Annotated in this window: 16 protein-coding genes; 9 read left to right on the top strand and 7 right to left on the bottom strand. The window is 55.6% G+C overall.

Features of this window, described 5'->3' with window-relative positions; translation table 11 throughout:
- Positions 1-3: 3 nt before the first annotated feature.
- From tatA to tatD, 4 genes are read left to right on the top strand one after another with little or no spacing between them, the layout of a single operon-like run.
- Positions 4-258: a Sec-independent protein translocase subunit TatA gene (gene tatA / locus ACOTZD_RS15140; protein WP_003860787.1), complete on the top strand. Its 255-nt coding sequence runs from the start codon at positions 4-6 to the stop codon at positions 256-258.
- A gap of 3 nt (positions 259-261) precedes the next feature.
- Entirely contained in the window at positions 262-804 is a 543-nt protein-coding gene (gene tatB, locus ACOTZD_RS15135; RefSeq protein ID WP_003860783.1) for a Sec-independent protein translocase protein TatB, read from the top strand.
- Between the two features lie 2 nt (positions 805-806).
- A complete protein-coding gene (tatC, locus tag ACOTZD_RS15130; protein WP_023315191.1) occupies positions 807-1,577 on the top strand; it encodes a Sec-independent protein translocase subunit TatC in 771 nt (256 codons plus the stop codon).
- A 41-nt stretch (positions 1,578-1,618) separates the two neighbouring features.
- Positions 1,619-2,401, top strand: coding sequence for a 3'-5' ssDNA/RNA exonuclease TatD (gene tatD, locus ACOTZD_RS15125; protein WP_174402204.1), 783 nt, complete (start codon positions 1,619-1,621; stop codon positions 2,399-2,401).
- Here the strand turns inward: tatD and rfaH are convergent.
- Positions 2,398-2,889 (bottom strand): transcription/translation regulatory transformer protein RfaH, encoded by a 492-nt coding sequence (rfaH, locus tag ACOTZD_RS15120; protein WP_003860779.1) that lies wholly within the window; start codon positions 2,887-2,889, stop codon positions 2,398-2,400. The two genes, tatD and rfaH, sit on opposite strands and share 4 nt — an antisense overlap.
- 169 nt (positions 2,890-3,058) lie before the next feature.
- Here rfaH and ubiD point away from each other — a divergent pair, with 169 nt between their 5' ends.
- The 3 genes from ubiD to ACOTZD_RS15105 all read left to right on the top strand — a co-directional run bounded on the left by ubiD (position 3,059) and on the right by ACOTZD_RS15105 (position 7,132).
- Positions 3,059-4,555 carry a 4-hydroxy-3-polyprenylbenzoate decarboxylase gene (gene ubiD / locus ACOTZD_RS15115; RefSeq protein WP_022650184.1) on the top strand — a complete coding sequence of 499 codons (1,497 nt, stop codon included), beginning with the start codon at positions 3,059-3,061 and terminating at the stop codon, positions 4,553-4,555.
- Between the two features lie 39 nt (positions 4,556-4,594).
- Positions 4,595-5,296, top strand: a complete 702-nt coding sequence (gene fre / locus ACOTZD_RS15110) for an NAD(P)H-flavin reductase (protein WP_003860778.1) — start codon at positions 4,595-4,597, stop codon at positions 5,294-5,296.
- A gap of 216 nt (positions 5,297-5,512) precedes the next feature.
- Positions 5,513-7,132 (top strand): ABC-F family ATP-binding cassette domain-containing protein, encoded by a 1,620-nt coding sequence (locus ACOTZD_RS15105; RefSeq protein WP_061856852.1) that lies wholly within the window; start codon positions 5,513-5,515, stop codon positions 7,130-7,132.
- A gap of 38 nt (positions 7,133-7,170) precedes the next feature.
- On the opposite strand, the gene ACOTZD_RS15100 is transcribed toward ACOTZD_RS15105, so the two are convergent.
- Complete coding sequence (locus ACOTZD_RS15100) at positions 7,171-7,458, bottom strand: HTH-type transcriptional regulator (protein WP_003860776.1); 288 nt, start codon at positions 7,456-7,458, stop codon at positions 7,171-7,173.
- Positions 7,459-7,788: 330 nt separating this feature from the next.
- Between ACOTZD_RS15100 and ACOTZD_RS15095 the strand changes: the two genes are divergently transcribed.
- Entirely contained in the window at positions 7,789-8,499 is a 711-nt protein-coding gene (locus tag ACOTZD_RS15095; RefSeq protein ID WP_017383576.1) for a DUF3053 domain-containing protein, read from the top strand.
- Positions 8,500-8,742: 243 nt separating this feature from the next.
- Positions 8,743-8,955, top strand: coding sequence for a transcription antiterminator/RNA stability regulator CspE (cspE, locus tag ACOTZD_RS15090; RefSeq protein ID WP_003860775.1), 213 nt, complete (start codon positions 8,743-8,745; stop codon positions 8,953-8,955).
- Positions 8,956-9,013: 58 nt separating this feature from the next.
- On the opposite strand, the gene ghrB is transcribed toward cspE, so the two are convergent.
- The 5 genes from ghrB to ACOTZD_RS15065 form a co-directional block, all read right to left on the bottom strand.
- Positions 9,014-9,988: a glyoxylate/hydroxypyruvate reductase GhrB gene (gene ghrB, locus ACOTZD_RS15085; RefSeq protein WP_023315194.1), complete on the bottom strand. Its 975-nt coding sequence runs from the start codon at positions 9,986-9,988 to the stop codon at positions 9,014-9,016.
- 27 nt (positions 9,989-10,015) lie between these two features.
- Complete coding sequence (locus ACOTZD_RS15080; protein WP_017694735.1) at positions 10,016-11,296, bottom strand: MFS transporter; 1,281 nt, start codon at positions 11,294-11,296, stop codon at positions 10,016-10,018.
- A gap of 117 nt (positions 11,297-11,413) precedes the next feature.
- Positions 11,414-12,352 carry a sugar kinase gene (locus ACOTZD_RS15075; protein ID WP_022650188.1) on the bottom strand — a complete coding sequence of 313 codons (939 nt, stop codon included), beginning with the start codon at positions 12,350-12,352 and terminating at the stop codon, positions 11,414-11,416.
- Between the two features lie 3 nt (positions 12,353-12,355).
- Positions 12,356-13,105 carry a sugar phosphate isomerase/epimerase family protein gene (locus tag ACOTZD_RS15070; protein WP_032608229.1) on the bottom strand — a complete coding sequence of 250 codons (750 nt, stop codon included), beginning with the start codon at positions 13,103-13,105 and terminating at the stop codon, positions 12,356-12,358.
- A gap of 102 nt (positions 13,106-13,207) precedes the next feature.
- Positions 13,208-14,224, bottom strand: coding sequence for a LacI family DNA-binding transcriptional regulator (locus tag ACOTZD_RS15065; RefSeq protein WP_015569988.1), 1,017 nt, complete (start codon positions 14,222-14,224; stop codon positions 13,208-13,210).
- Positions 14,225-14,367 lie beyond the last annotated feature (143 nt).

Genomic DNA, 14,367 nt, shown 5'->3' with positions numbered 1-14,367 from the left:
CGCATGGGTGGTATCAGTATCTGGCAGTTAGTGATCATTGCCGTCATCGTTGTGCTGCTGTTTGGCACGAAAAAACTCGGATCGATTGGTTCCGACCTGGGCGCGTCAATCAAAGGCTTCAAGAAAGCCATGAGCGATGATGAGAATAAGCAGGAAAAAACCAGTCAGGATGCTGATTTTACCGCTAAATCCATCGCCGATAAGCAGGACGAAGCCAAAAAGGAAGAGGCTAAACGTCACGATAAAGAGCAGGTGTAATTCGTGTTCGACATTGGTTTTGGTGAGTTACTGCTGGTCTTTGTGATTGGTCTGATTGTGTTGGGGCCGCAGCGTTTACCCGTTGCGGTGAAAACCGTCGTGGGCTGGGTGCGGGCACTTCGCTCGCTGGCAACTACCGTGCAGAACGAGCTGGCGCAGGAGCTGAAGCTTCAGGAATTTCAGGACAGCCTGAAAAAGGTTGAAAAGGCGAGCATGGATAACCTGACGCCGGAGCTGAAAGCATCAATGGATGAGTTACGCGAAGCGGCTGAATCCATGAAGCGCTCATACAGCATTAACGATCCTGAGAAGGCGAGCGATGAAGCAAACACCATCCATAATCCGGTGGTGAAGGGCAGCGAAGAGCAGCGCGAGGGTGTGACGCCTTCCAGCGCGGAGCATCAGGCCGCTTCGCCAGAGCAATCGCCGCAGGAGCCCGAAGTGAAAAAGCAGGTGCCGCCGGAAGAGCCCGTGGTCAAAACGGCTGAGGTAAAACCCGCCGCGCCTGTTTCCGAATCATCCCCCTCGTCGAGTGATAAAGCGTAAACATGGCAGTAGATGATACTCAACCGCTGATTGCGCACCTCATTGAGCTGCGTAAGCGCCTGTTAAACTGCATTATTGCGGTTTTCCTCATTTTTTTATGTCTGGTCTATTTTGCCAACGATATCTATCAGGTGGTTTCCGCACCGCTGATTAAACAGATGCCGCTGGGCGCGACGATGATTGCAACGGACGTTGCTTCACCGTTCTTTACCCCCATCAAGCTGACCTTCTGGGTATCGTTGATTGCCTCTGCGCCGGTCATTTTGTATCAGGTCTGGGCATTTGTGGCGCCCGCGCTGTACAGGCATGAACGCAAGCTGGTTATTCCGCTGCTGGTGTCCAGTTCGCTGCTGTTTTACATCGGCATGGCGTTCGCCTACTTCGTTGTCTTCCCGCTGGCCTTCGGCTTCCTGACGCATACCGCGCCGGAAGGGGTACAGGTTTCGACGGACATCGCCAGCTACCTCAGCTTCGTCATGGCGCTGTTTATGGCCTTTGGTGTCGCCTTCGAGGTGCCCGTAGCGATTGTCCTGCTCTGCTGGGTAGGGGTGACCACGCCTGACGATCTGCGTAAGAAGCGCCCGTACATCCTTGTGGGGGCATTTGTTGTAGGTATGCTGTTAACGCCACCGGACGTCTTCTCGCAAACCTTACTGGCGATACCGATGTACTGCCTGTTTGAAGTCGGCGTATTCTTCGCTCGTTTCTACGTCGGAAAGGGACGTACCCGGGACGAAGAAGACGAGCCGTCTGAAGAGACCACAAAAGAATAAAACCAACCGCCCGTCAGGGCGGTTGTCATATGGGGATACGTATGTTTGATATCGGGCTTAATCTGACCAGCGCCCAGTTTGCGAAAGACCACGATGAGGTGGTTGCGCGCGCCTTTACCGCCGGCGTGAGCGGGCTGTTACTGACGGGAACGAATCTGCATGAGAGTGAGCAGACACGGCAGATGGCGCAACGCTATCAACACTGCTGGTCCACCGCAGGCGTGCATCCTCATGACAGCAGCCAGTGGACGCATGAAAGCGCTGAGGCGCTTCATCGTCTGGCACAAACGCCAGAAGTGGTTGCCATTGGCGAATGCGGGCTTGATTTCAACCGTAACTTCTCGACGCCTGAAGAGCAGGAGAAGGCATTTACCGCCCAGCTCGCGCTGGCAGCAGAGCTGGAGATGCCGGTGTTTATGCACTGTCGCGATGCGCATGAACGTTTTATGGCGCTGCTGGAACCCTGGCTGGAGAAACTGCCGGGCGCGGTGTTGCACTGCTTTACGGGCTCCCGTCAGGAAGCGCTGGATTGCCTGAACCGCGGGCTTTATTTGGGTATCACGGGCTGGGTCTGCGATGAGCGTCGTGGGCTGGAACTGCGTGAGCTGTTACCCGTTATCCCGGCCGATCGTTTGCTGCTGGAAACGGATGCGCCGTATCTGTTGCCCCGAGATATGCAGCCCAAACCGCCATCACGACGTAATGAACCGGCCTACCTGGGGCATATTGCTGAGCGAGTGGCGCACTGGCGGGGAGAAGATGCGCAGTGGCTGGCAGCACAAACCGATGATAACGTGCGTCGTCTGTTCGGCGTGCAGTTCTAAACTTTGCGGAAATCGGTGTTTTTCACGCTCTGCAACACCTCTTTGTTCAGCAGGTTGAGCAGCAGCATGGAGCGCGCTTCACCGTCCGGCTCAGCGAAGATGGCCTGTAAGCCTTCAAAGGCGCCTTCGGTGATCACCACGCTGTCGCCAGCATAAGGGGTTTCCGGATCGGTAATATCTTCAGGCTGCTGGTAGACAGAAAGCTGATGAATAACCGATGACGGTACTCTTGCCGGATGGGCGCCAAAACGCACAAAATGGCTGACGCCGCGTGTGGCACTGATCGTCGTGGTGTGGATCACTTCGGGGTCGAATTCGACGAACAGGTAATTCGGGAACAGAGGCTCACTGACGGTCGTGCGTCTTCCACGCTGCATTTTTTCAAGCGTGATCACGGGTGTCAGGCAGTTCACAGACTGACGTTCAAGATGTTCCTGCGCGCGCTGAAGTTGCCCGCGTTTGCAATACAGTAAATACCAGGCCTGCATAATCACTCTTCCCATTGTTCGGGGCGCAAGCATACCAAAACCCTGGCGGGATCGCTAAGGTGATTATAATGGCGAAAAAGAGAGTAAGTCGTGGAAGTTCACGCTAATTTAACAAAATTACAGCATCACGCGGTCTTACGCCGTATAATGAAGCGCTTACAGAGAGGCCATGATTAACTGCATGAAATACCACGATCTACGCGACTTCCTGGCGCTGCTGGAAAAGCAGGGCGAACTCAAACGCATTACGCTTCCTGTTGATCCGTATCTGGAAATGACAGAAATCGCTGACCGCACCTTGCGCGCGGGCGGCCCGGCGTTGCTGTTTGAAAACCCAAAAGGCTACACCATGCCGGTGCTGTGCAACCTGTTTGGCACACCTCGCCGCGTGGCGCTGGGGATGGGGCAGGAAGATGTCACGGCGTTACGTGAAGTGGGCAAACTGCTGGCCTTTCTGAAAGAGCCGGAGCCGCCAAAAGGGTTCCGCGACCTGTTCGACAAGCTGCCGCAGTTTAAGCAGGTGCTGAACATGCCCACCAAACGCCTGCGCGGTGCGCCGTGCCAGCAAAAAGTGCTGGAAGGCGATGCGGTGGATCTGACCAAAATTCCCATCATGCAGTGCTGGCCTGAAGATGCCGCACCGCTGATCACCTGGGGCCTCACCGTGACGCGTGGGCCGCATAAAGAGCGTCAAAACCTCGGCATTTACCGCCAGCAGCTGATTGGCAAAAACAAGCTCATCATGCGCTGGTTGTCCCATCGCGGCGGGGCGCTGGATTTCCAGGAGTGGTGCGCGGCCCATCCGGGCGAACGCTTCCCGGTTTCCGTCGCGCTGGGTGCCGATCCGGCAACCATCCTGGGCGCGGTGACGCCTGTTCCTGATACGCTGTCTGAATATGCCTTTGCAGGACTGCTGCGCGGCACCAAAACCGAAGTGGTGAAGTGCATCTCCAATGACCTGGAAGTACCGGCCAGCGCAGAGATTGTGCTGGAAGGTTACATTGAACAGGGCGAGCTGGCACCCGAAGGGCCGTACGGCGACCACACCGGCTATTACAACGAAGTGGATAACTTTCCGGTGTTCACCGTCACGCACATTACCCAGCGTGAAGATGCCATTTATCATTCAACTTACACTGGCCGCCCACCGGATGAACCGGCGGTACTGGGGGTGGCGCTGAACGAAGTGTTCGTGCCGATCCTGCAAAAGCAGTTCCCGGAAATTGTTGATTTTTATCTGCCGCCGGAAGGGTGTTCGTATCGCCTGGCGGTGGTGACGATGAAGAAGCAGTATGCCGGTCACGCTAAGCGCGTGATGATGGGCGTATGGTCTTTCCTGCGCCAGTTTATGTATACCAAGTTTGTGATTGTCTGCGATGATGACGTCAATGCCCGCGACTGGAATGACGTTATCTGGGCCATCACCACGCGAATGGATCCAGCGCGTGATACGGTGTTAGTGGAAAACACGCCGATTGATTACCTGGATTTTGCCTCGCCGGTTTCCGGACTTGGCTCAAAAATGGGACTGGATGCCACGAACAAATGGCCTGGCGAAACCGACCGTGAATGGGGTCGCCCGATCGAAAAAGATCCTGCCGTGACCGCGCGAATTGACGCGATCTGGGACGAGCTGGCCATAATGAATAACGGTAAGGCAGAATAAGACCGTTTAGCCCTATAGACTTCCCGACAGAGAGAGCGAATGACAACCTTAAGCTGTAAAGTGACGTCGGTAGATGCTATTACCGACACCGTATATCGCGTCCGTTTGGTTCCTGAAGCGGCATTCTCATTCCGTGCCGGTCAGTACCTGATGGTCGTGATGGACGAGCGTGATAAGCGTCCTTTCTCTATGGCCTCAACGCCAGCAGAGAAGGAATTTATTGAGCTGCATATTGGTGCGTCTGAGCTTAACCTGTACGCGATGGCCGTGATGGACCGCATCCTGAAAGAGCGTGAAATCGTGGTTGATATTCCTCATGGCGAGGCCTGGCTGCGTGAAGACGAAGACCGTCCGCTGATCCTGATTGCCGGTGGCACGGGCTTCTCCTATGTCCGCTCTATTCTGCTGACGGCGCTGGCGCGTAATCCAAATCGCGATATCACCATCTACTGGGGCGGCCGTGAAGAGAAGCACCTTTACGATCTGTCTGAGCTGGAGGCGCTGAGCGTAAATCATCCAAACCTGCGCATTGAGCCGGTTGTCGAGCAGCCGGAAGAGGGCTGGCGCGGGCGCAGCGGTACGGTGCTGACTGCGGTATTGCAGGATCACGGGACGCTGGCCGGGCACGATATCTACATTGCCGGTCGCTTTGAAATGGCAAAAATTGCCCGCGACCTGTTCTGCAACGAGCGTGACGCGCGGGAAGATCGTCTGTTTGGCGATGCGTTTGCGTTTATCTGATTGAGAGACCCGCTTCGGCGGGTTTTTTATGCTCGGGCAATAGCCTGGTGAAAATTTAACCTTGAAATGGGCGGCGCATTGCCGTTATTCTTGTTCCCGTTAAATTTCGCCCTCAGGAGCGCCCCCCAAAAATGAACAAACACGACTGATGAATTTCGATCCTTGCTCAACGCATCGCGTCGGCAGGGGATGTTTTGATTTCATTCAGGAGTGCTTATGGCTCATTTTGCGCAGTCCCCCTCTTTTATTTTGCATCAGGTCACCTGTCAGTTTGCGACGGGCGATATCCTTTTTGGTCCACTGAATCTTTCTCTGGATGCGTCAGTGTGCGCGCTGGTTGGCCGCAACGGCAGCGGTAAAACACGGCTGCTGCGTATGCTGGCAGGGGTTGATGAACCCGCCAGCGGTCATATTGAGCGCTTTGGTACACACGTCTACATGGCGCAGCAGCAGAATATTTCTGCGGATACCACGCTTGCCGAACTGCTTGGTTACGACGCGATCTTTGCGGCGCGCACGCGCATCGACAGCGGTCATTATGAACCCGACGATCTCGACACGCTCGACGGTTACTGGGATCTGGCTGAACGGCTGAGCCAGGCTTTTATCGCTGCAAAACTTCCCCCTTTTGACCCGAGTAAACGCGCGGCAGAGTTGAGCGGCGGCGAGCGCATTCGTGCCTTGCTGTGCAGCGCATTCACCGCGGATGCTGACTACCTGCTGCTGGACGAACCGACCAACCACCTCGACAGGCAAGGCCGCAAGTGGTTCTACGAGCAGCTTTCCAGGTATCAGGGCGGGGTGCTGGTGGCCTCTCACGACCGTGAGTTGCTGGCCCAGGTACCGCGAATCCTTGAACTGAGCGCGTTGGGCTTGCGCAGCTACGGTGGGAATTATGCTGACTATCGAACCCAGCGTGATGCTGAACAGCTGGCTGCCCGCGCCGCGCTGGAGCATGCTGCCACCGAGCGCAAGCGTACCCGCGCCCGTATGCATAAAGAGCATGACGACAGCCTGCGGCGTTCAGCCAAAACGCTTCGCACGGTCGACAGCCTTAACATCGCCTCGTTTGAACGGGTCAAATACAAAGGGGCGGCGAAAGAGCGTATTGGTTCCTGGAAAAAACAGCATAGCGTTCAAAACCATGCTCTGAACGCTGCGGTCAACCAGGCACGCGAGCGGGTTGAAGAGGATAATGCGGTGATGTTTACCCTGCCGGGCAGTGAAATCCCGGAAGGGAAACAGGTGCTGGTGCTGGAAGAACTGGTGCTTCCGCACGTGCCTGTCCCACCGATAAACTGGCGAATGGATGGCCCGATGCGCGTGGCGCTACGCGGGCCGAACGGCTGTGGAAAATCCACGCTGTTGAAAGTGATGTTGGGCGAAACCGCCCCTGTTACGGGAATCTGTAAGGTCTCTGTCAGGTGTGCTTATCTCGATCAGCATCTTTCCCGGCTGGATCTGTCGCAGTCGGTGATGACTCACCTTAGCCTGGGCAATACGCCGCTCGAAGAGGGGGCGCTGCGTACCCGTTTAGCGCAGCTTCAGCTGGGCGCAGAGAAAGTGACACTACCACTGGCCGAACTGAGTGGCGGCGAGCGCCTGAAGGCCGCGCTGGCCTGCGTATTGTGGCGTGAAGCGGCAACGCAGCTGTTGCTTCTGGATGAGCCGACCAACCACCTCGATCTGGCCTCTGTTCAGGCCATTGAAGCGGCCTTAGCCGATTACCCCGGCGCGCTGCTGGTGGTGTCGCACGATGAAGCTTTTCTGGCAGGGCTGAAGCTGACGCATGAACTGGTGTGGGAAGAGACGGGATGGCGATGTGAAAGCCTGTAAACACAAGCCCCCGCAAGGGCGGGGGCAAACAAACTTTATCAGGCTAACTGCTTGCGAAGGTCAGGGTTTGCCTGGATCAGGCGCATAAGCTTTAGCTCGGCTGGGGTAGGTTTTTCACGTTTTGACTCCCACTCCAGCACCATTGCTACGCTGACACCCATCGCTCTTGCGAATTCATCTGTTTTCAGGCCCGATCCTTTGCGTAAACGCTCAAATTCACTAAAAGGATTGGACTTTTGATTCAGGGTAACCGTCGGCGGTACATCTTTAAAAATAATCTGTTCCAGGCTGCTCAGCAGCTCAAACTCAGGATCTTTTAATTCCATTGAGAACTCCTCATAAATCACACATCGGGATCATGAACATCAGAGAGCCTGTTAAGAATAGTCCCTAAACCAGACACAGGATCGTCACGGCTGTGATTAATTGTGCGATAACGATCGCTTTACACGTTTCAGCTATATGGATAGTTATGCTAATTACCTGATTAGTCATATGTAGGGATGCACAGGTATTTTTTTGTAAATAGTCAGTACAAAAACGGGAATACCCGTTTTGCATGAAAACTCTATCTTGCAAGGCTGACCTGGACTATCCTTGTCAGCGTTGGGCACGCGTGTGCCGGTGTGCGCTTTTTGGGTGAAAGGAGTAATAAAATGGCGACAGGAAAGTCCTGCTCTCGCTGGTTTGCGCCTATTGCGGCGTTATTGATGGTTGTTAGCCTGAGTGGGTGTTTCGATAAAGAAGGCGATCAGCGCAAAGCGTTTATCGATTTTCTACAGAATACAGTGATGCGTAGCGGCGAGCGTTTACCAACGCTGACTGCGGATCAGAAAAAACAGTTTGGCCCATTCGTGTCGGATTACGCCATTCTGTATGGCTATTCTCAGCAGGTAAGCCAGGCGATGGATTCCGGTATTCGCCCGGTAGTGGATAGCGTGAATGCCATCCGTGTTCCACAGGATTATATGACCCAGCGCGAACCGCTACGCCAGTCAAATGGCGCGCTTGGGGTACTGAGCCAGCAGCTGCAAAATGCCAAAATGCAGGCTGATGCGTCGCGTTCCGCGTTGAAGCAGGGCGAGGATCTTAAACCGGTCTATGACCAGGTGTATGAGAAAGTCGTGACCAAGCCGTCAAACGCTTTGCAACCGCTGATCCCGGCGGCGCAGGTCTTTACTCAGCAGTTGGTCCAGGTGGGTGACTTTATTAGTGAACAAGGTACGCAGGTGAGCTTTGTCTCTAACGGTATCCAGTTCCCGACCTCCCAGCAGGCGAGCCAGTATAACGCGCTGATCGGTCCGCTCGCGTCCCAGCATCAGGCCTTTAGCCAGGCCTGGAGCGCAGCGGTCGCTGCTACGGAATAAGAAAAACCCCCGCTTCGGCGGGGTTTTTTTATGCTTGATGAAAATAACGCTTGTCATTCATCTACCACATCGGTATAACTATGTTCGTCGGTTTGTTACACAGACCTAAAGCAGTTTAGTAAAGCAGTCCAGATTGTTATCCATAGATACCCTTCGTAGTGACCCTTCCTTCATCGCTTAAAAATCTGTAACGCAATCCATCAAGCCGGAAGGCACAATATATTTGTTAATAAGGTAATTTCTATGTCTGCTAAAATGACTGGTCTGGTAAAATGGTTCAACGCTGATAAAGGTTTCGGCTTCATCACTCCTGACGATGGCTCTAAAGACGTGTTCGTACACTTCTCTGCTATCCAGAACGATGGCTACAAATCTCTGGATGAAGGTCAGAAAGTTTCCTTCACCATCGAAAGCGGCGCTAAAGGCCCAGCAGCTGGTAACGTTGTAAGCCTGTAAGCTTCCAGCCCAGTAGCACTAAATTCAAAAACCCGCCTTCTGGCGGGTTTTTTCGTTTCTACTGTTGTATCTGCGGGTTAACGCAGTTCTTATCCACTTTACCGCCGAGCGCGGCAATCAGGTTATCCACGGCGGTCGCCGCCATGTTGTAGCGTGTTTCATGAGTTGCAGAGCCGATGTGAGGCAGGGCGACGACGTTCGGCATGGTCAGTAGCGGAGAATCCACCGGCAGCGGCTCTTGTTCAAACACGTCCAGACCAGCGGCGTGGATCTCACCGTTTTGCAGTGCCTCAATCAGCGCCTTCTCATCGACCACCGGACCACGACCCGCGTTGATGAAAATGGCCGATTTCTTCATCTTTTCAAACGCCGCTTTGCCGATGAGATGACGCGTTTCATCCGTCAGCGGCAGGATCAGGCAGACAAAGTCGGCTTCCCGCAACAGCGTATCAAGCTCGCAATAAAGGGCGTTGAAACGTTCTTCAGCTTCACTGTGGTGACGGCGCGCGTTATACAGAATGGGCATGTTGAAGCCAAAATGCGCGCGCTGTGCCAGCGCCAGACCGATACGGCCCATCCCAACAATCCCCAGCGTTTTGCCATGAACGTCCACGCCGAACCAGTCCGGGCCAATGCTTTTGGTCCATTCGCCCGCTTTCACGCGCTCGGCCACTTCCACTACACGACGGGCGGTGCTAAGCACCAGCGCCATCAGCGTGTCGGCGACGGTTTCCGTCAGGGCATGGGGCGTGTGCATCAGCAGGATGTTGCGCGCGTTTAGCGCATCCACGTCGAAATTGTCGTATCCCACCGAAACGGTTGAGGTAGCACGAAGCTTCGGCATTTTCTCCAGCAGCGCTGCATCCACCTTTTCGCTCGAACCCAGCAGGCCCTCGGCGCTGGCAAACGCGTCGGCGTGCTGTGCCACGGTTTCCGGGCTGAGGTTCTTTACCCGGGTAACGGTAAAGTGTTCCTCCAGGCGTTTTTGCAGATCTTCAGGCAGTGCTTTGTACAAAATGACGGACGGCTTCATGCTAATCTCCGTTGATTTTAAAAGGATTCAGGCGTGGCGTGCGCCGACGGGTAGCTGTTGATTATTAGCAGGCTTAACAATCAGAGTAAGCCATACCGAGGCAAAAAGCGCCACCCCCATAAAGATGTAAGAGGCCGACGGGCTGCCGGTGGCACCGTTAAGATAGCCCACAAACCACGAGCCAAAGAACGAACCCAGCGCACCCATACTGTTGATCAACGCCATCGCGCCCCCTGCGACGTTACGCGGCAGCATTTCCGGGATGATGGCAAAGAACGGACCATACGGGGCATACATGGCCGCACCCGCAATCACCAGCAGAGTGTACGAGACCCAGAAGTGGTTCGCGCCTACGGCCCAGGAGCCAATGAAGGCAAAAGCAGCGATCAGCAGCAGTGGCCAGACGAACAGCTTACGGTTTTGCAGCTTGTCCGATGCCCAAGAGACGATAATCATCGCGATGGTCGCAGCCAGGTAAGGCACCGATGACAGCCAGCCCACTTCCACCATGCCAAGGTTTTCACCGCCGCTGCGGATAATCGACGGCAGCCACAGCACAAAACCGTACACGCCAATACTCCAGGTAAAATACTGTGCACACAGCAGAATAACGTTCCGGGAGCGGAAGGCTTCGCCGTAGTTACGCACCGCTTTAAGCCCCTGCTGCTCTTTATCCAGCTGCGCCTGGAGTGCGGCTTTTTCGTCTTCAGAAAGCCATTTCGCCTGGGCTGGCTTATCTTTCACCAACACCCACCAGCAGAAGGCCCAGATAATCGCGGGAACCCCTTCGATGATGAACATCTCGCGCCAGCCGAAGGACTGGATCAGATAGCCGGAAACCACCGACATCCACAGCACGGTGACCGGGTTACCGAGTATCAGGAACGTATTAGCACGTGAACGCTCCGATTTTGTGAACCAGTTGCTGATGTAAATCAGCATTGCTGGCATGACGGCCGCCTCAACCACGCCGAGAATAAAGCGAATAGCCGCCAGAGCAGGAATGTTATTCACCACGCCAGTAAGCGACGCACAGGCACCCCATAAGATCAGGCAGATGAAAATGAGCTTTCGCACGCTGCGGCGTTCAGCGTAAATCGCGCCGGGGATCTGGAAGAAGAAATACCCCAGGAAGAAGAGGGCGCCCAGCAGGGACGAGACCCCTTTGGTGATCCCGAGGTCTTCGTTGATCCCGGCGGCGGATGCGAAACTGAAGTTGGCACGATCCAGGTACGCCAGGCTGTACGTGATAAACACGATTGGCATGATGTACCACCAGCGTTTTACTGCATTGGTCGAACTGTTCATAGGCTTGCCTCTGTTGTTGAGGTTGTTGCCGCCGTTGTCTGTAGGGTACACGGTGGCTTAATTATCTGGTGCGGATTGCTGCCCTCACCCTGGTCCTCTCTCACGGGGAGAGGGAATTTAGACGCCGAGCTCTGCTCGTGTTGGTAATCCTTCGCTGTCGCCCTGCACCTGAATCGCCAGCGAACCAATTTTGTTGCCTCGCGCCACGGCCTGCGACAGCGGTTTGCCCTCCAGCAGGGCGCTGATGACCCCGACGGCAAACCCATCGCCCGCGCCCACGGTATCGATCACGTTGTCGACTTTTACCGCAGCGACAGCGCCTTGCTCACCGTCGGCAGTTTTAAACCATGCGCCGTCGGCACCGGTTTTCAGCACCACGGCTTTTACCCCTCTGTTGAGGTAAAAATCAGCAATGCCTTCGGGCGTGCTTTCGCCAGTGAGGATCATTCCCTCTTTTATGCCCGGCAGAACCCAGTCCGCCTGAAACGCCAGTCGGTTGAGTTTCTCAGCCATCTCCGCTTCGCTTTTCCACAGCACCGGGCGCAGGTTCGGATCAAAGGAGATGGTTTTGCCCTGCGCTTTCATTGCCGAAGCCGCGTGATCGAGTAAATCGTACGAGCTGGCCGAGAGCGCCGCCGCCACGCCGCTCAGGTGCAGGTGGCGCGCGGAGGAGAAATACGCGGCGTGATAATCATCCACGGAGAGATGGCTTGCCGCTGAGCCTTTGCGGAAATACTCCACGATGGGATCGGTTCCATTTTCAACTTTAGATTTCAGCTGAAAGCCCGTCGGGAAGCGTCCATCGAGCGTGACGCCTGCGGCATCAATGCCCTCTTTTTTCAGCGAGTCGAGAACGAAATGGCCAAAGCTGTCATTGCCCACGCGGCTCACCCAGCCGACATTCAGCCCCAGCCGCGCAAGGCCGGTAGCGACATTCAATTCGGCGCCTGCCACGCGTTTGATAAAGTGCTCCACTGCGCTCAGCTCGCCCGTTTCGGTGGCGACAAACATCGCCATGGCCTCGCCGATAGTGATAACGTCCAGCGTCTTGTGCATGGTTTACTCCTCGCGCAGCAGGTTGACGTAATGGCGGGTGACGGCGGTGAGATCCGTCCCTTCGAGCGGAAATTCGATACCGCGCGGCGCGTCGGCAGGCAGTTGATTAAGCAGATCCCGCCAGCGAGAATCGGTCTGATCCGGCGCGACGGCGCGGAACTGCGCCTTATGCGGGACTGCGGCCTTCACATGAATATAGCTCACGGCGGGAGCCAGCTGTCGTGCAGCCTCTTCCGGGGAGTCGCCAACCCACAGCCAGTTGCCCATATCGAACGTCAGTGTGACCGGCAGCGCCATTACCCGGCAGGCGGCTTTGAAGCGCTGCATCGGCGCGAGCTGCCCGCAGTCGGTCTGGTCGTTTTCCACCACCAGTGTCATGCCGCTTTCATCCAGCAGTGCGCGCAGGGCTTCAAGCGGTTGTTTGTCGCTGAAATGACCCAGCGAGACTTTAAGCCACAGCGCGTTCAGTGCGCTGGCTTCGCTAAGGTAGCGCGGAAGATCCGGGTTGAGGGTTCCATCGGGCATAAACAGGGGGGCCGGGGCGGAGTAGCATGCCAGTAAACCCAGCAGTTCAATGGACTCGCCCAGCGCAGGCAGGGCCATTAACTCGTCGTGGCTGAAGAGCTCTCGGCGGATTTCAACGCCATCAGCCCCTGCGCCGGCAATAACGGGAAGCATTGCCCGTTGACCGCCTGCCTGTCGCACCTGATCCGCACCATACGCGGCGGTGACCACCATAATTTTCCTGCTCATTTCCTGACTCCAGAGCGTAATCGATAGTATTACGCTAGATGGAACCGGTTCCAAAGAAAAGATCGGGATGCTGAATTTATGATCGCTGTCACGAAGGGGAAATTAACGGGCAGTAGAGCCGCGAACGATCAGCTCGCCAGAAAAAACCTGCTCGCGTACGGCGTCGCGGGTACCTTCAATGCGGCGAACCACTTGTTCAACCGCGGCATAGCCGATCTGCCAGGTGGGTTGTTTGAGGGTGGTAATGCCTACGCCAGCAAGTTCAGCCCACTCCAGTTCATCAAAGCCGAGCAAGCCGATGTCGCTGCCCCAGTGCAGGCCAATGCGTTTAAGCGAGCGGGCAACCTGAAGCGTCAGCGCCCCGTTAGCGGAGATCACCGCCTTACGCATTCCCCGATGGCGGGTATGGAACTGGCGCAGGGTATTATCCAGCTGTCCGGCTTCATGGAGGGGGATTTCAGCATTTTCGGCGATCACACCGGGATAACGCGCCAGCGTGGCGCGAAATGCAGCCAGGCGGTCGCGGCGGGTGTTAACCATACCCAGCGGTTCGCTCAGGAACAGAATGGCTTCGAAACCCTGTTCAATCAGGTGCTCGGTGGCAGTGGTGGCCGCCTGGGTGTTATCCAGCCCGACCACATCGCAGGCAAATTCCGGGATTTTGCGGTCAATAAGCACCATCGGGAGAGACGATTGTTGCAGACGATTTAGCCCCTCTTCGCGCATCCCGACGGCATTGACCACGATCCCTTCCACCTGATAGCTGCGCAGCAGATCGAGGTAATGCAACTCCTGATCAACTTCGTTATTGGTGTTACAGACCAGCGGGGTAAAGCCTTTTTCCCGGCACGCCGCTTCGATGCCGCTGAGTACGTTAACGGAGTAGGGGTTAGTGATATCGGCGATGATAAGCCCAATCAGGCGGGTGCGACCCCGCTTGAGGCCGCGCGCCATCAGGCTGGGACGGTAGTCGAGATCGGCAATGGCTTGTTCGATTCGCGCCAGCAGCGCATCGGACAGCAGGTGTTTCTCGCCGTTGAGGTAGCGTGAAATGCTGGTTTTACCGGTTTTGGCGGCTTTCGCCACGTCGCTGATGGTGGCCCGGGTTGGTTTGATCATCGCTGATTTCCCTGAATTTAGTGAGAATACCTTAGCGGGAAAATCTGGCGAATCAAGCAATTTGCCGGGTGGCGGTCTGATGCCCTCACCCCAACCCTCTCCTACAGGAGAGGGCGCAAATACTAAAACGGCAACGGGGTTGC

It is taken from the genome of Enterobacter cloacae complex sp. SHL022 (assembly GCF_049237785.1).
Taxonomy (GTDB): domain Bacteria; phylum Pseudomonadota; class Gammaproteobacteria; order Enterobacterales; family Enterobacteriaceae; genus Enterobacter; species Enterobacter hormaechei_C.
Note: the sequence above shows the minus strand (reverse complement) of the source record. Positions and strands in the feature narration are given on the sequence as shown.